The sequence below is a fragment of the Pseudomonas sp. AK106 genome (assembly GCF_053903055.1).
On sequence record NZ_CP096426.1, the window covers coordinates 2,226,146 to 2,243,011 of the forward strand.

The window sequence follows — 16,866 nt, forward strand, 5'->3', positions numbered from 1 at the left end:
ACCCGGCGGGTCAGCCTGCGTTATCCGAGCCCTTTCGCCTTGCGTGTCCCGCGCAAGGCACCCCCTTCATGATCAGCGCTGCACCGCGACGCATTTGATTTCCACCAGCAGGCCAGGCTTTGCGAGGTCGCTGACGCCCAGGCATGTCCATGCACAGGTGCCCCGAGGGAAGACGCTGTCCTTGACCGCCCTGAATACGGGCATATGGCGGTGCAGATCGATGTGGTAGGTGGTCAGATCGACGACGTCCTCGAAGGTGCATCCTCCAGCGGCCAATACACGCCGCAGGTTTTCCCACGCTGCCAGGAATTGCTGCTCCGGGTCTTCGATCACGGCCAGCTCATGGGTTCGACCGACCTGGCCGGCACAGTAGAGGGTTTTGCCGACCTTGACGGCAGGGGCATAGCCTGCGCGTTCGGCGAGCAGGCGCATTTCATCCGGGACGATGAGTTGACGGTCGGTCATGGGAGGCTGCCTGGAAGTCGGTCGGAGCCGCACGCTATCTCAGGTGCCGGACGTCCGTCCAGTGAGTGGCCTTTGGGTTTTCGAGCGGCGATGGGGTGTACAGAATGTCTTAGGGGTGAAAACGTTCCGCGCCTTCTTGCTCGGTCGTTCCGGATAAATCACACTCTGAACGAGAGGTAATGAGCATCAGTACAGGATGAGTCCATTTTTTGAGGCAAGGGAATGCGTAAATCCAGAGTCATCATCATAGCCACCCTGTCAGGGCTGATAGGGGCAGTTCTTCCTATGATCACGATGGCTTACATTTCCTGGGAAAGGGCGCTGGCCAAAGAAAGGACTCATTTGGCGACTTACTCCGAGCGAGCGCTCAAAAACATTAGCTTGTCATTGCAACAAGGGCTCAATGTTATAGCGCAGATGGAGAACTGGGCTGGGGTGCCGTGTTCTCCAGAGCATATTTCGTTAATGCGAAAAGCGACCGTGAACACCCGTGCGGTCGAAGAAATTGATTATCTGGAGCGAGGGTCGCTTGCCTGCACATCATGGGGGGGCACGTCGATACTGTCTGAATCGACGACGTCGACTTATACCGATGCGAGAGGCTATAAAATCAATGTTCGCCTGATCCCGAGTGACCAGGGGATCCAGCCGATCACGATCATGCATCGTGGCGCCTACCGCGTCCTTATAAATGCGGGAAGGCTCAGCGACATCATTCTGGATGATCGAATGCAACTCGGTGTTTTCTACCAAGGCCAATTGGTGAATATTTCTCAGGGAGCGGATGAGAAGACGATTTCCCAACTCGTATCAAACCGAGATCGCAAAAGTAAAGACTATCTCTATGCTGTTTCCACTCAAGACGACTGGTCCGCCCTTGTGGCTGAGCCGATAAAAAGCGTCGACACCAGCTTTTATAGCGAGTTGGCCTGGATGCTGCCCATAGGCCTTGGGATCGGCTTGATTGTCGTATTGTCAGTCATCCGGATCATGCGAATCAGACTCTCGCCGATGGCCGAGATGCAGATCGCAATCGCCCAGCGGGAGTTCACTGTTCACTATCAACCGATTATTGATCTTGAAACAGAAGCATGTATTGGGGCCGAGGCGTTGGTTCGGTGGCTGAGACCAGACGGCACGGTTGTGGCCCCTGATCAGTTCATTCCGCTGGCTGAAGAAACAGGGCTGATTTTGCCTATCACTGACCAAGTCATCCAAGGCGTCGTCAGAGACATGGCGCAACTTCTACGAGATAACCGCCGTCTTCATGTGGCCATCAACATCTGTGCAGATGATCTAAAATCCGGGCGTTTTCTTGACACGCTTGATCAGGCACTGAAAGGCTCGATGATTAACAACAGTCAAATATGGATAGAGGCCACTGAGCGAGGCTTCATCGATGTTGAATCGGCCGTTACGACACTAAAAAAAGCGCGGGCGCTGGGCTTCAAGATTGCAATCGATGACTTTGGTACGGGCTACTCCAGTTTGCAATATCTTGAGCGCCTTCCTGTCAATGTGCTCAAGATTGATAAATCCTTCGTGGACGCCATCGATAAATCTTCAGCGTCCAGTTCGGTGGTGACGCATATTATTGCAATGGCTAAAACGCTGGGTCTGGAAATTGTTGCCGAGGGCATCGAGAGCCCCCATCAGGCAGATTACCTGCGACTGTATAAGGTGGATTACGCCCAGGGCTGGTTATATTCGAAAGCATTGCCCTCTCAGGATTTTCTAAACTTTGTTAATACCCAGAAAAACCGCTAGGGAGTCTCCGCGATGTCAGACGGGTCGAGGAGCTGTGCAGCGTGAAGAATACACTGCGCGTGCCTGACCGCTTGCCGCCGCGGCAACGTCAGTTGATCGAAGCATTCGTCACTCCCTCGCTGTCTGAAAAAAACGAGTTCCTATGACAAACCTCGTGATATGTGCTGCTCAATACTGCTCGGTCGCCGGTGACATCAACGTCAACATCGACCGGCATCTTCACACCATGCGCCGCGCGGTCGAGCATGGCGTTCAGTTTCTGCTGTTCCCCGAGTTGTCCTTGACCGGCTACGAGCCGTTCCTCGCGCGCGAACTCGCTCAGACACCTGACGCCGAGTGTTTGCAACCGCTGCGAGAGCTCGCGGCGCAGTCAGGGATGACCACCGTGGTGGGGCTGCCACTGCGTCAACCCGGCAGCGAAATCATCCTGATTGGCGCACTGGTGATGGCCGCCGATGGATCGCAGTCGGTCTACACCAAGCAGCATCTTCATCCGGGAGAAGAGGCGGTTTTCAGTGGCGGGGAGGGCGGTGCGCTGGTGGATATGGGCGCCGAGCGCATTGCGCTGTCGGTCTGTGCGGATTTTACCCACGCCACCCACGCCCAGGCAGCGGCGCAAGTTGGCGCCAGTCTGTACGCCAGCAGCGTCTTGATCAGCGAAGAAGGCTATGCGCGAGACGCTGAATTGCTGCAGAGCTATGCCTGTGCGCATTCGATGGGCGTGTTGATGGCCAACCATGGCGGGCCGTCGGGAGGCTGGGCCTGCGCGGGACGCAGCGCATTTTGGTCACCCGGAGGTGAGCGGGTGGTAAGCGCGACGGGTACGGGCGACTGCCTGGTGATTGCCCGTCGGCATGAAGGCGTGTGGGAGGGCGAGGTTGTCGAGCGACCGACTCTGTCTTGAATCAGTTCTGCTGACGAGCCAGCGTCGGGCAATTACAAGTAGCAGGGCACCTCGGCGGTGCCCGCTGCGCTGAGTTTCTGCTCAACAGGGATCAATGCACCGCCCACGAACGGGGCGCCGGGGTGTGGCTGAATTTGGAGATGCCTTTGACCCAGAACCGTCGATGGGCCGTCTGGTCCGGCGGCAGCAACGGCTGGCTCGACCATTGATGATGACGTTTGGCTTCGTCGCGATACGCTTTCCACTCCATGGCCTCGGCGGTGTCCTGCGCGGCGCGTTCGTCATCGAACCAGCCCAAAACAGATACTTCACCTTGATCGCGGCCATGCTCTACCAGCAGAAAAATGTTTGTGTACATGCTTTTGCCTTTCACTGATCGGGTCCAACCCGCTATTGGGGCTCTACAAATAGCGTATCGACAGCGACGGCGGAAAATTTAGGCCCGTGTTTCTCCCCGGGTTTTGCAATGAAAAGTCAGACGCTTTCCCGGCTAAAGCAGTCCTGCGCAATGCCGCAATTCCATCGTAGGACCGGCTTCAGCCGGGAAGAGGCCGGGTGGTCCACCCTTGATGACATTTGGGCAGTGGCGTGAGGAGGTCGGCCTTTTCCGGGAACGAGAAACGAAAAAAGGGCCGAATCTTATTCGGCCCTTCATCGTATTCAGTGCTGCCTCGGCGCTAAGCTCGCTCAGAGGCACACGGTCAGCACAGCGATTTACTTGCTGCCGCTGGAACCGCTCGCGCCACCACCGGTACCGCCGCCGCTGCCGCCCATGCCGCTGCCATTGGTCATGCCGCCGCCGTCAGCGTCACCACGGTTGGTGCCGTTGGTGCTGCCCATGCCTTTGGTGCCAGGGGTCGACGTGCCCGGGGAGCTGCCGTCGTTGTTTTGACCGCTGGTAGAAGTGCTTGGCTTCGGACCGTTCTTGTCGATCGGATCGGTTGGGCCGGTGGAACCAGCGAACGCGGAGCCAGTAGCAACAGCCATCAGGCCAGCGAGTGTCAGGGCAGTCAATTTAGTCTTGATCATGATGTGAATCCCTTTGTTGTCATGGATACCTATTGGTCAACCCGCCAACGCAAGAGGTGCATTCGATCCGACGGACGGTCATCCGCCTCTCAGTGGATTCACGAGCACGTTTGGGCTGCTTTGCCCGTCCGCTTTTTTCGCGCGCAATTCGTACCCCACCGCCAACGTCTGCAGATCAAAGCGATCCGAGATGCTCGAGCAGTAACTGGTCCGCGCCAGGAAGGCACCCGGGCCATTCAAGTACGACTCGATGTTTTGTGCGCCTTCGCACAGCGCCACGGTTCGTCCTTTGAGCAGGCCGCTGGCTTGCGCCGAACGCAATGCGCCGTTGGGCGTCCAGTCCGCAACAATCAGCGCGCCTGGGGGAGCTGATTGTTCGTAACTGTGCACGAACGCCTCCGCCGAACGATCGCGCAGGTATGGCGCCATGAAGTAATGGATATCGTCACGGAAAGGCAGCGCTTCCTTGTGGGTGGGCAGCGCAACGACACCGCTGGCGTAAATCGCGTACACCGCCAGAAGGGTCACCGGGCCGCTGAGGGGCAGGGCATAGGCGACAACGGCGGCATTGTGCCGCGCCAGCCACGCCTGCACATGGATCACGCCGATGATGCTCAACAGCACCGCGCCCGGCAGAAAAAACGTGAAGCGGTCGGTGACGTTGTATGACACGGCGAAGAGGAAGTTCAGCACCGCCGCGCACCACAGCAGCCGCAGCCGCCGGCTTTTCGGGAACAGCACCAGCGCCACCAGTTGCGGGCCGAGCAGGGACAGCATCAGCAGCACCACCGAGTTCTTCTCGTGCCACATGTCGTCGAAGCGAAACAGCGAACCCTGCCAGCTCTGTTCCGTGGTCTTGTCGGGGATGCCAATCAGGTAACGGTGGCCGATGTCGATCAGGCTCAAGCCGTTTTGCAGCTCCTGCAAAATACCGGGGATCGCCACCGCAAAGCCCAGCACAAACCCCGGGATCGTCAACAGCACCCGCGCCCTGTGCTGCCAGACCAGCTGCACGTAGAGCGGGAACAGCACGATGAACGTCAGTTGGTGAATGGCGGCGGCGAGGCCGGTGAGGATGCCGATGACGAACAGCGCGGTGAGCAGGCCCAAGCGCGATTTATCGCGAAAATGCACCATGTAGGCCAGGGTTACCAGCAGCGTGTGCAGCAGATAAACCTCGGCTTTGGTCGAGACCCAGAACACGCAATGGCACAACACCGCCGCGGCAATCGCCAGCAAGGCCTGCTGCGATGTCGCGCCGACGCCTCTGGCCAGACGAAAGATCGCCCAGCCCAGCGGGATCAGCAGCATCGAGTTCATGAAACTCAGCACCAGCGGGCCGAAGTGAGCGAACAGCGCCGTGGTCACGAACAGGTACAACGGGTGATCCAGCGGGCCGAGGGTGTCGCTGAAATAGCGACCCTGCGAGGCGTCGGCGATGAAGATGCCGTTGTCCATCCATTGAATCGGGCCGCTGGAGGCCAGAAAGCTCCAGACCACGGCGGCCACCGCCAGCAACAGGGGAATGCCGAATAACGCTCGATAACGTACTGCTGCCACCATGACTTGCACTCCTGTCCCTTTAATCCCGTCGAAAAGCGTTATTGAACCGGTTGAGCCTGAGGCGTTGCAGCCTCGCTTTTGAGCCTGATCAGCATCACCGCGCCGATGGCCACGGCGAACCACAGCGTGGCCAGACGAATCAGCACGGTGGCGGCCACGGCGTCGGCGCTGTCCATGCCTTTCCAGACCAGCAGGCCGACCATCACCGCCTCCGCGCCGCCCAGTCCACCAGGCATGAAACTCACTGCGCCGGCCAGCATTGCGAGGGCGTAGACAAACACCGCGAACGTCAGCGGGATATCCGCGCCCATCCATTTCAGAATCCAGTCGAACGCCAGGGCTTCGGCGCTCCAGGCGACCACGCTCAATGCGGTCAGCCCGAGCATCAGGCGCAGGCGATGGCATTGCTGCGCATGCACCAGCACTTGCAGCAGATGGCGCAGCAGCCCGAGCACCTTGCCGCCACCCACTGGCACCTTGTCGGTGATCCGCTCAAGCAGGCGACGTTGCGACAGCACCACCAGCCCGACCGCCACCAGCGCCACGCCGACCACGATCATCGGCCATGCCTGGGGGTACAGCGACAGGCCGAACAGGGTCAGCAAGACCACCGCGAACAGGTCCGACAGCCGCTCGCTGAAAAACGCCGCGAAACTCTGCGGGTAGGGCACGGCCCAGCGTTTCAGCAGCACGCCGCGCAACGCTTCTCCGGCCTTGCCTGGCGTGGTGGTCAGGGCAAAGCCGGCCAGATAAATGTTCAGGCTCGGCCGCCACGGCATGGGATGGCCGAGCACTTTCAGGTAGGTCTGCCAACGCACAAAGCGCAGGCCGTAGTTGACCGATGACATGAGCAGCGCGATGACAATGCCCACCAGCCCGACCTCGCTCACCGCAGCGCCCACTGCCTGCCAGCCGCCCCACAGCGAAAAGCCGAGATAGCCCAACGCCGAGCCGACCACCGACAGCACCACCGCGCGGTAGCGCCAGCCGGACAGGTGCGAAGTCTCGGGCACCGCTTCGCTCACAGGTTCAGCCTCTTGAACACCGGCTGCGGGATCGAACGAATGACCAGCATGATCAGCGCCCAGAAACCCGGTGCGTAGAGCGTCGGCACCTTGTTGGCGATGCCTTTGACGATGCGCTGGGCGACCTGCGCCGGTTGTGCCAGCAGGGCCGCCGGCAACGACAGCCCCTGGGTCATCGGCGTGTCGACAAAGCCCGGTTTGATGGTGGTGACGTGCACGCCGACTTTGAACAGCCGCGCCTGCAAGCCTTCGCAGTAGGTCGACACCGCCGCCTTGGCGCTGCCGTAGAGGTAATTGGAAGGGCGACCCCGGTCAGCCGCTACCGAAGAAATGATCGCCAGACTGCCGCAGCGCTGGGTTTCGAACTGCATCGCCAGCACCGTGAGCAGGGCGATCACCGAGGTGCAGTTGTTGGCGAATTCCTTCAGCGCCAGGTGCACGTCGCGCTCACAGGCCTTCTGATCGGGCAGCGTGCCGTGGGCGATCAGGGCGATGTCGATCTGTCCCAGCGCAGTCAGGCAGCGGCCCATCATCAGCGGATGCGCCTCGATGTCGTTGGCGTCCATCTCGTGCAGCGTGACGTGGGTCGCTCCGCGCGCCTTGAGGTCGGCGGCGGTCTGCTGCAGCTTCTCGACGTTGCGCGCCACCAGGAAAAAATCGCTGCCTTCCGTGGCCCACAACCGTGCGCACGCGCTGGCGATGGCGGAGGTGGCGCCGATGATCAGGACTTTCTTCACTGCAGTTTTCATAGGATCACACGGCTCCAGAAACGGGACATCAAAGAGGGATCGCGCAGCGCTTCCAACTGCTCCCAGGCGGGGTAGGCCCGCCGGAAATCGGCACCGCTCATGTGGGCGTCCTTGGCCGGGTACAAGCGCCCGCCGGCGGCGCGAACGATGTCGTCCAGACGCGGGAACAGCACCTTTTCCAGTGCCTCGCTCTGGGCAAAATCCAGGGCCAGGGAAGTGCCTTCAAGGGGGAACGACAGCAGCCCCGGCGAGGCTATATCGCCACAGCGCTTGAGCACGGCAAGGAACGACCCCTGGCCAGCCTTGGCAATGGTGCGCAGCAGTTCGCCCATGGCCGCTTCGGCATTCGCCGCAGGCACGACGCACTGGTATTGCTGAAACCCCCGGCGGCCATAAATCCGGTTCCAGTGCAGGATCCGGTCGAGGGGGTAGAAGAACGGTTCGTAGGCGCTGCGGCCCTGCTTGCGCTGGCGGGTGTGCAGGCGCCAGTACAGGCTGTTGAAGGCGCTGAGGGAGACTGTGTTGATCAGCGACACCGGCGGCGTCAGCGGCACGCTGAGTTTCTTGCGCTGACCGACGTCAAGGGAGCCGTACTGCGCGTGGCCACCGACGATGAACACACCGCGTCCGGTCTCTGCACCCTTGGCCAGGCAGTCGACCCAGGCGACGCTGTATTCGTGGCGCGCGTCCAGCTCGGCCGACAGCGCAAAAAACTCGGCCAGATTGGCGAAGCGCACCGTGGTGGTGTCGATCTGGCTGGCGCGGATCGGCATCAACTGGATCTGCGCCCATTGAATGACCCCGGTCAGGCCGAGCCCGCCGATGCTCGCGCCGAACAGGGCTGGTTGATCTTCAGGCGAGCAGACCACCTCCGGCTCGCCGTGGCGCAACAGGCCGAAGCTCAGCAGGTAGCGGCCAAAGGTGCCGCGCACATGATGGTTTTTGCCGTGAACGTCATTGGCGATGGCGCCGCCGAGGGTGGCGAACTGGGTCCCGGGCGTCACTGGCAAAAACCAGCCTTGGGGGATGGCCACGGCCAGCACTTCCGCCAGGGTGATGCCGGCCTCGGCCTTGATCACGCCGGTGCTCCAGTCGGCCTCGATCAGCCGGTCCAGCGAGCGCATGTGCAGCACCTCATCGCTGGCCGCCAGGCAACTGTCGCCGTAACTGCGGCCGTTGCCGTAGGGCAGGCTGCTGCGGTGGGCGCCGATCACGCGGTCCATCTGCGCAGGCAATTCGTCGAGCCACACACAGCCATGACCGCGTTGCGGACGACGGGGGAAACGTCCCCAGGAATACAACGGCGTGCTCATGCGGCGATCCAGAACATCATCAGAAACGCCGCGCCGATCAGCTGACTGGTGCGGTCGCGGATGGCGAACACCACCGGGTCTTCGTTCATCTGCCCGCGATGGGTCAGCATCCACACCCGCGTCACCCAGAACAGCAGCAGCGGGCAGGCCAGCCAGATGATGTGCGGGGTGACGTACAGCTCAGTGGTTTTCGCGTCCTGGATGTACAGCGCCAGGACCATCACCGCGAGGTAACCCGACGAGGCTCCCAGTGAGGCGATCATGTCCAGGTCGCCGGGGTGGTAACCGCGGCCCCTCGCCAACGTATTGATCTCCCGGGCGCGGGCATCGCGCAGCTCGGCGTAACGCTTGACCATGGCCAGGCTGAGGAAAATGAACATCGAGAACGCGAGGATCCAGAACGTCAGAGTGAGGCTGAACGCCGCGACGCCGGCGATGATTCGCGCGGTGTAGAGCATCGCCAGGGCGATCACGTCCCAGGCCATCAGGCGTTTGAGTCTCAGCGAGTAGGTCAGGGTCAGGCCGTAGTAGGCGGCCATCACCGCTGAAAACTGCCACGGCAACAGCAGCATCGCGGCGCCGAAGGCCATCGCCAGCAGCGCCGGCACCATCACCAGGCCGGTCTTGATCGACAGGCGGCCACTGGCGAACGGTCGGTTGCATTTGCTTTTGTGATGGCGGTCGTCGCACAGGTCCAGCAGGTCATTGAGGATGTAGACGCTGGAGGCGCACAGGCCGAAACAAAGGAACGCGATGACGCCGTCGCGCATCAACTCGAACTGCGCCAAGCGATGGGACGCCAACAGCGGCACGAAGATCAGCGCGTTTTTCAACCACTGGTGCAAGCGCAGGGCCTTGCGCCAGTCCCGCAGGCCCGGCGAGTTGCTGCGGATAGTCGGCTCGACGCTGACTTGTGCTTTTACTTGGGCTTCCACGCCTCTGTCGGGATTGACCACATAGGCCTGGCGGGACACATCCCATATGGGCAAGTCATCTTTCGAGTTGCCGATGTAATCGAATCCGCCCTCGCCGAAGTGCGCAACTAACAGGTCACGTTTGTTGTGGCCGGACAAGTTGCGGTGGGTATTGGACGCCAGCACCAGATCGAATAATTGCAAGTGTTCGGCGATTCGCTCGGCGAGGCTTACATGACTCGCCGTGGCCAGTACCACCATGCGGCCGGTGTCTCGTTCGCGCTGGATCATTTCGATGATCTGCGGATCGTAAGGCAGCACGGAGACGTCTATTTCGGTGCTCAGCGCCAGGCCTTCTTTCAGCGCGGCTTTGCCTTTGAACAGCCAGCCCAGCATTTTCAGGGTTTTCAGCGGCTGGCCGCGAATGAACGCCATGGCCGTCTCCATGAGCAAATCCGAGCGCAATAACGTGCCGTCGAGATCAACTACCAAGGGAGGGTAAGTTTCAAGAACTCGTCCCTGAATTCTGGCCATAGTGAGTGCTCCTGTGGGGTCGGCTGACTATAAACAAAATCGGATGTTCACAACTTCATTTAAATTAAAGGGCCCCGGGCGTGACGTCGGCGAGGTGGCGTCAGAATTAAGTAGCGAGTTTTTGAGAAAAGTGAGCGCGGCAGTTTTTCATTTATTACACAAGCGCTGCCGGAGAATTGGCGACCAACTAATGACTTCTCGGCAATGACGGTTTAGTGCCGTGTTTAATACGGCGATTCACGGCTATGTGTGTGTAGCGTGCTTCCTGCAGACCGGCGGGAGCTGCGTTGGCGACGGCGCTGTCGTTTCGACTGGCATCGCAGTCATAATGACTCGCCACTGCCCCCTTCCCATGCCGTTGCCGGGAGTTCTCATGACCCATCCTTTGCTGCTGGCGCTCACTCCGCTGGTCGCCGACCTGTCCCGGGACCTGCCGGACGATGAGCGCTACCGACGCCTGCTGCGGTCACTGCGCCAGCTATTCCCGTGTGACGCCGTGGCGTTGCTCAAGCTGGAGGATGAGGCGCTGGTGCCTTTGTCGGTCGAGGGACTGAGTCCGGATACCCTGGGGCGACGGTTCCGGCTGGGGGAGCACCCGCGGCTGGACATCATTCTGCAAAACCGCGAACCGACCCGCTTCTCCACCGACTGCGATCTGCCGGACCCTTACGACGGGCTGGTTGAAGGCGTGCACGGCGACCTGGAAGTGCACGATTGCCTCGGTTGTCCACTGTACGTGCAGAACACGCTGTGGGGGGTGATGACCCTGGATTCCCTGGATCCTGCACGCTTTGGCCAGGCCGATCTGGGCAATCTCCAGGCGTTTGCCAGCCTGGCGGCGGCAACGGTGATGGCCAGCGAACGGATCAGCCAACTGGCCCGTGGCTTTGAGGATCAGCGCCGGTTGGCCGAGGTGTACAAACGTGCCGCAGGCGGACGCGGGCCTCGGGAGCTGATCGGGCAAAGCCCGGTGCACAAGCGTTTGCAGCAGGAAATCCAGCTGGTGGGCAACAGCCCGCTGACGGTGCTGATCACGGGCGAAACCGGCGTCGGCAAGGAATTGGTCGCGGAGGCCATTCACCTTCAGTCGCCGCGGGCGGCGAGGCCACTGATCAGCCTTAACTGCGCCGCGCTGCCCGAACTGTTGGTGGAGAGCGAGCTGTTCGGCCATGTGAAAGGCGCGTTCTCCGGAGCGGTCAGCGGACGCAGCGGCAAGTTCGAGCTGGCCCATGGCGGTTCGTTGTTCCTCGACGAGGTCGGCGAGCTGCCGCTGCCGGTGCAGTCGAAGTTGCTGCGGGTGTTGCAGAGCGGCCAGTTGCAGCGCGTCGGGTCCGATCAGGAGCATCGCGTGGACGTGCGCATCATCGCCGCGACCAACCGTGATCTGGCAGAAGAAGTGCGCGCCGGGCGCTTCCGTGCGGATCTCTATCACCGCCTGAGCGTTTACCCGTTGGTGGTGCCGCCGTTGCGCGAACGGGGGCGCGATGTGTTGTTGCTGGCGGGGTATTTCCTCGAGGAGAACCGGGCGCGGATGGGGCTGCGCAGTTTGCGCATGAGCCCGGAAGCGCAGGCGGCGCTGTTGGCGTATGCATGGCCGGGGAACGTGCGGGAGCTGGAGCATCTGATCAGTCGCGCGGTGCTCAAGGCGCTGTCGGTGCAGGGTCAGCGGCCGCGGATTTTGACGATCGAGGCGGATGTGTTGGGGCTTGAGGAGGTGCGGGTGGTTGCGCCTGCTTCGTTGGACGTATCCGTCGGCACGGCGGTGATTCGGCCGGGGGAGGGGTTGAAGGGGGCGGTGGACGGGTTTCAGAAGCGGTTGATCGGCGAGGCGCTGGAGCGGCATCAGGGCAAATGGGCGGATGTGGCGCGGGAGCTGGACGTTGATCGGGCGAATTTGAGTCGGCTGGCCAGGCGATTGGGGATTCGGTAGGTTTTTTCAGATCAAGATACTTCAGGTCAAGAGCGTCTGCCTGGGGGCAGACTGTTTCGCCTTCGGCGAGTTACTTGGAAAAGCACCCCCCTCTCGGTTTTAAAGAGCAGCCAAGGGTGCTTGCTCCTGGTTGGGCCCTTCCTTCGTCAGGGTTCCCTCACTCCGGTCTTGCTCCGTGGGCCCGCGCCGAACGGACATCCATGTCCTGACGGCGCTCTCGCCGCATCCATGCGGCTCGGCCCACTGCGCAAGACCTGCGTTCAGCCTGCACCCAAGTCGCGATTGGCGGTGACTGAACTTCTTGTGTTTGAAGATCAAGATCAAGATCAAGATCAAAGGCAGAGGCAGAGGCAGATCAAAAGCTTCCCGGCTAAAGCCGGTCCCACTGACTGTACCCAGCTCACACTGTAGGAGCCGGCTTGCTGGCGAATGTATTCTGTCAGTCGATGTCTTCATACCTGACCCACCGCGCTCGCCAGCAAGCCGGCTCCTACAGAAAAAATGCGTTCTATTTCTGATCGTTCCCACGCTCCGCGTGGTAACGCCGCCCCGGACGCTCTGCGTCCCGCAGACGACGCACATTTAGGCCGGACAAGTGACGCAGAGCGTCACGGGATGCATTCCCACGCGGAGCGGGGGAACGATCGGCTGACACACCGCGCGCTGTTAGTAGGACCGGCTTCAGCCGGGAAGCCTTTGATCTGCTTGTGATCTGCTTTTGATCTTCATACGCAAAAAGTCCGGTCACCGCCAATCGCGACTTGGGTGCAGGCTGAACGCAGGTCTCGCGGAGTGGGCCGAGCCGCATGGATGCGGCGAGAGCTGCCCCCCGCCATGGATGGCGGATGGCAGCGGGCCCACGGAGCGGGACCGGAGTGAAGGAACCCGACGAAGTCGGGCCCAACCAGGAGCAAGCACCCTTGGTTACTTGGGGTGCTTTTCCAAGTAACTCGCCGAAGGCGAAACGTCTGCCCTTAGGCAGACGCTCTTGATCTTGGCTGCTGTAAAAAGGACTCCGCTACTAATGAGCAATATCTTCGAGCGCCAGATTCCGCGTCTTCGGCCCAAACCCCCCGATCGTGATGATCACAATCAACATACTCATCACAATGAACGTCAGCACCCCCGGCGTGCCGAAATGGTCCAGAAACAACCCGATCAACAAACTGCTGAACACCGTCGACAGACGACTGAACGAATAACAAAACCCCACCGCCCGGGCGCGGATATTGGTCGGGAACAACTCGCTCTGGTACGAGTGATAACTGAAACTCAGCCACGCATTGCAAAACGTAATCATGACCCCGCAAAAAATCAGCCCCACGGCCGTCGTCTGCTGCGCGAACAGCGTGCCGAAAATCATCGAGCCCAGCGCCGAGCCGACAATTTGCCACTTATTCTCGAAACGATTGGCGAACTTCACAAACAACAACGGCCCAAGGGGATAGGCGAGGGTGATCACGAAGGCATACGCCAAACTGTGGGTCACGCTCACGCCTTGACCCGACAGCAACGCAGGCAGCCAGTTACCGAAACCGAAAAAGCCGATCGCCTGAAACACATGAAAGACAATCAGCATCAGCGCGCGGCGGCGGTACGGCGGTTGCCAGATGTCAGCGAAACGGCCTTTGCCTTCGACCGCTACATTGTGGGTTTCAGGTTCGTCCAGCGCCTGACCGTGATCCTTCACGCAGCGGGCTTCGAGGTCGTCCATGATCTTTTCGGCCTCGCTGAAGCGGCCGTGTTGCGCCAGCCAGCGCGGTGATTCCGGCAGGCGCGAGCGCAGCCACCAGATGAACAGCGCAAACAGTGCACTGGCCAACACCACCCAGCGCCAGCCCGCGATACCGAACGGGTCTTGGGGCACCAGCCACCAGGACATCAATGCCACCGACGGCACCGACAGGAACTGCACGAAAAACGCGAAGGCAAACGCCGAGCTGCGCATGCGCTTGGGCACCAGTTCCGAGAGGTACGCGTCGATGGTCACCAGCTCGATGCCCAGGCCGATGCCCACCAGAAAGCGCATGCAGATGATGCCCAGTGCCGAGGTCTGAATGCCCATCAGCACCGTGGCGACGGTGTACCAGATCAACGCGAAGGTGAAGATCGCGCGGCGGCCGTAGCGGTCGGCGATCGGGCTCAGCAGGCTGGCACCGAGGAACAGTCCCAGAAAGGTGGCCGAGGCGAACGCCGCCTGATCGGAAAAGCCGAACACGCCCTGGGCCCCTGTGGCGAACAGCCCGTCGCGAATCAGACCGGGGCTGATATAGGCGGTCTGAAACAAATCGTAGAGCTCGAAGAAACCGCCAATGGACAACAGCGCCACCAGCTTCCAGATCGTGGCGACGGCGGGCAGTCGGTCGATGCGCGCGGAAATCCGCGCAGCACGTATCGGGTCGACGCCGTCACGGGTCGAATGGGCGTTGTCAGGGCTATCGGGCACGGCATGCATTATTGTTTTTTCCGGATCGGTGAGACGCAGCATGTTAGTGCCCCAGAGATTCAAGACAAAACATTTCTGCACGTTTAAGCTCCGGGACTGACTGCCACCACGTTTCGGATTCCTGTGAAGTACAAACTCCCGACCACGGCCACCGCGCCATTCTGCCCGTCGGCGACCACCGACAGCGTCGCCATTCCCGCCAATGCGTCTTTCCTGCGCAAGCTGATGCTGTTCGTCGGCCCCGGCCTGTTGATTTCCATCGGCTACATGGACCCCGGCAACTGGGCCACCGCCATCGAGGCCGGCTCGCGCTTCGGTTATTCGCTGTTGTTCGTGGTGGTGCTGGCCAGTCTGTCGGGCATGGTGCTGCAGAATCTGTGTTCGCGCCTGGGCATCGCCACCGGCCGCGATCTGGCGCAGCTGTCGTCCGAGCACTACAGCCGCCGGGTCGGCATGGGCCAGTGGGTTCTCGCCGAGCTGTCGATCCTTGCGACCGATCTGGCGGAAGTGCTGGGTGCTGCGCTGGCGTTTCACTTGCTGCTGGGGGTGTCGATCACCACGGGCGTGGCGCTGACGGCGTTTGATACGGTCATCGTGCTGGCCTTGCAGGGGGCCAATTTCCGGCGTCTCGAAGCCATCGTGCTGGGGCTGATCGCGACCATCGCGACGTGTTTCTTTATCGAACTGGTGCTGATCAAACCGTTCTGGCCGGACGTCGTCGCAGGGCTCAAGCCGTCGTGGGAGATGCTGAGTAATCAGGAACCGCTGTACATCGCCATCGGCATTCTCGGTGCGACCGTGATGCCCCATAACCTGTACCTGCATTCATCGGTGGTGCAGACCCGGGTCAACGGCACGTCGGTGGAAAGCAAGGCCAGCGCCATTCGTTACGCCCGGGTCGACACCATCGCCTCCCTGAGCCTGGCGCTGGTGATCAACGCGGCCATTCTGATTCTGGCGGCTGCCGCGTTCCACGGCACCGGCCACACCGACATCGTGGAAATCCAGGACGCCTACCATCTGCTGGATCCGCTGGTGGGCGGCGCGGTCGCCAGCGTGCTGTTCGGCGTCGCGCTGCTGGCGGCAGGGCAGAGCTCAACGTTCACCGGCACCATCGCCGGCCAAGTGGTGCTGGAAGGGTTTCTCAAGGCGAAGATCCCGTGCTGGCAACGCCGTCTGGCCACCCGTGGCCTGGCGCTGATTCCGGCGTTCATTGGAGTGATCTGGTTCGGCGACGGCGCGGTGGGCAAGATGCTGGTGCTCAGCCAGGTCGTCCTCAGCCTGCAATTGCCCTTCGCGCTGTGGCCGCTGATCCGCTTCACCAGCGACAAACAATTGATGGGCCCGTTCGCCAACAGTCGCCTGACCAAAACCCTGGCCTGGGGGCTGTTCGGATTGATCTCGGGCGCGAACCTGACCCTCATGTATTTCTGGGTGGTCTGACAGACAGAGGTCAGGGCATCGCCCCGGCCTCAACTCAGCAATATCCCCCGCGCCATGCCCGTGGCGGCGATGACGATGATGACCATCAGCAACGCCTCCATGTGGCTGATTCGGGCGAAACGGCGCGACAGGGAAGTATCAACGGGCTGGTTCTTTTTGAATGCGATGCGCCATTTGATCAGCGCGAACATCGGCACCACTTCCAGCGCGAGCATGGCCACGAACGCCGCCATTTTCAGGTGAAACAGTGGCTGATGCAGGTAATAGTACGAGCCTTTTTCCAGCCCGCCGAACGCCCGAAATGCCCCGGTGACCAGCAGAACCCCTGCTGAGACGCCCCAGATATTGTCGACCACGAACACATCCCTGAACGATCTCGGATCGTCCGTGCGCAGTCGCCGCAACGCCCGTCCCCTCGCCAGCACCGCCGCTATCGCAAAACCGAACGCCAGCAGGTGCACCGCAGCCAGTACCCATTTGATGAGCATGTTTGAACTCCCCCGAGCGATGTGCGAAGCAAGCGTCACCTGCACAAGCGTAGCGGGTCGTTGGCGTTACGCCTTGACCGATCAAGTGGGACAAGAAAAATAATCCGTCGTGGGCGCCGTCGCTCATTTCTGCAGGTGGCGTCGTTTTTCCAGGCGTGGCTTGCGACGCGGATGAACGAAATCAAAGTAAAACGCCGAAAGTCCAAATACCGCTATCACCGAAACAATCACCAGACCGATCACCGAGTTATCCATCACGCCTATTCCACCCATCGCCAAAAGGCCGAGCGCCTATT

The 16,866-nt window shown here is 60.9% G+C and carries 15 protein-coding genes; 4 read left to right on the forward strand and 11 right to left on the reverse strand.

The annotated features are described in order from the left end of the window. Nucleotides 1-72: 72 nt before the first annotated feature. On the reverse strand, nt 73-465 hold the full coding sequence (locus M1E04_RS10080; RefSeq protein ID WP_065988491.1) for a RidA family protein: 393 nt from the start codon (nt 463-465) through the stop codon (nt 73-75). Between the two features lie 222 nt (nt 466-687). Here M1E04_RS10080 and M1E04_RS10085 point away from each other — a divergent pair, with 222 nt between their 5' ends. Both M1E04_RS10085 and M1E04_RS10090 read left to right on the forward strand, forming a co-directional pair. After that, on the forward strand, nt 688-2,232 hold the full coding sequence (locus M1E04_RS10085; protein ID WP_065988490.1) for an EAL domain-containing protein: 1,545 nt from the start codon (nt 688-690) through the stop codon (nt 2,230-2,232). 142 nt (nt 2,233-2,374) lie between these two features. Beyond that, nucleotides 2,375-3,136, forward strand: coding sequence for a carbon-nitrogen hydrolase family protein (locus M1E04_RS10090; protein ID WP_456292875.1), 762 nt, complete (start codon nt 2,375-2,377; stop codon nt 3,134-3,136). 91 nt (nt 3,137-3,227) lie between these two features. Here M1E04_RS10090 and M1E04_RS10095 read toward each other — a convergent pair whose 3' ends face one another. The 7 genes from M1E04_RS10095 to M1E04_RS10125 all read right to left on the reverse strand — a co-directional run bounded on the left by M1E04_RS10095 (nt 3,228) and on the right by M1E04_RS10125 (nt 10,263). After that, nucleotides 3,228-3,494, reverse strand: coding sequence for a hypothetical protein (locus tag M1E04_RS10095; protein WP_065988488.1), 267 nt, complete (start codon nt 3,492-3,494; stop codon nt 3,228-3,230). Nucleotides 3,495-3,850: 356 nt separating this feature from the next. Beyond that, on the reverse strand, nt 3,851-4,165 hold the full coding sequence (locus M1E04_RS10100) for a hypothetical protein (RefSeq protein WP_065988487.1): 315 nt from the start codon (nt 4,163-4,165) through the stop codon (nt 3,851-3,853). A gap of 78 nt (nt 4,166-4,243) precedes the next feature. Further along, nucleotides 4,244-5,728 carry a DUF2723 domain-containing protein gene (locus tag M1E04_RS10105; RefSeq protein WP_456292876.1) on the reverse strand — a complete coding sequence of 495 codons (1,485 nt, stop codon included), beginning with the start codon at nt 5,726-5,728 and terminating at the stop codon, nt 4,244-4,246. A 38-nt stretch (nt 5,729-5,766) separates the two neighbouring features. Continuing rightward, the gene (locus tag M1E04_RS10110; protein ID WP_456292877.1) at nt 5,767-6,753 is read right to left on the reverse strand and encodes a lysylphosphatidylglycerol synthase transmembrane domain-containing protein; all 987 of its coding nucleotides are present in this window, start codon (nt 6,751-6,753) and stop codon (nt 5,767-5,769) included. Then, complete coding sequence (locus M1E04_RS10115; protein ID WP_065988738.1) at nt 6,750-7,490, reverse strand: SDR family oxidoreductase; 741 nt, start codon at nt 7,488-7,490, stop codon at nt 6,750-6,752. The genes M1E04_RS10110 and M1E04_RS10115 overlap by 4 nt, the downstream gene beginning before the upstream one ends. 8 nt (nt 7,491-7,498) lie before the next feature. Continuing rightward, nucleotides 7,499-8,815 carry an FAD-binding oxidoreductase gene (locus M1E04_RS10120; RefSeq protein WP_456292878.1) on the reverse strand — a complete coding sequence of 439 codons (1,317 nt, stop codon included), beginning with the start codon at nt 8,813-8,815 and terminating at the stop codon, nt 7,499-7,501. Next, on the reverse strand, nt 8,812-10,263 hold the full coding sequence (locus M1E04_RS10125) for a UbiA family prenyltransferase (RefSeq protein ID WP_065988484.1): 1,452 nt from the start codon (nt 10,261-10,263) through the stop codon (nt 8,812-8,814). Before M1E04_RS10125 ends, M1E04_RS10120 begins: the two co-directional genes overlap by 4 nt. Before the next feature lie 373 nt (nt 10,264-10,636). Between M1E04_RS10125 and norR the strand changes: the two genes are divergently transcribed. After that, nucleotides 10,637-12,193 carry a nitric oxide reductase transcriptional regulator NorR gene (norR, locus tag M1E04_RS10130; protein WP_456292879.1) on the forward strand — a complete coding sequence of 519 codons (1,557 nt, stop codon included), beginning with the start codon at nt 10,637-10,639 and terminating at the stop codon, nt 12,191-12,193. A gap of 1,021 nt (nt 12,194-13,214) precedes the next feature. On the opposite strand, the gene M1E04_RS10135 is transcribed toward norR, so the two are convergent. Next, a complete protein-coding gene (locus M1E04_RS10135) occupies nt 13,215-14,648 on the reverse strand; it encodes an MFS transporter (protein ID WP_456292880.1) in 1,434 nt (477 codons plus the stop codon). 183 nt (nt 14,649-14,831) lie between these two features. On the opposite strand from M1E04_RS10135, the gene M1E04_RS10140 reads away from it, so the two are divergent. Next, the gene (locus M1E04_RS10140; protein WP_244160361.1) at nt 14,832-16,082 is read left to right on the forward strand and encodes an Nramp family divalent metal transporter; all 1,251 of its coding nucleotides are present in this window, start codon (nt 14,832-14,834) and stop codon (nt 16,080-16,082) included. A gap of 29 nt (nt 16,083-16,111) precedes the next feature. On the opposite strand, the gene M1E04_RS10145 is transcribed toward M1E04_RS10140, so the two are convergent. Both M1E04_RS10145 and M1E04_RS10150 read right to left on the reverse strand, forming a co-directional pair. Then, nucleotides 16,112-16,570 (reverse strand): DUF2214 family protein, encoded by a 459-nt coding sequence (locus tag M1E04_RS10145; protein WP_456292881.1) that lies wholly within the window; start codon nt 16,568-16,570, stop codon nt 16,112-16,114. A gap of 123 nt (nt 16,571-16,693) precedes the next feature. Further along, nucleotides 16,694-16,825: a hypothetical protein gene (locus tag M1E04_RS10150; protein WP_274605101.1), complete on the reverse strand. Its 132-nt coding sequence runs from the start codon at nt 16,823-16,825 to the stop codon at nt 16,694-16,696. Nucleotides 16,826-16,866 lie beyond the last annotated feature (41 nt).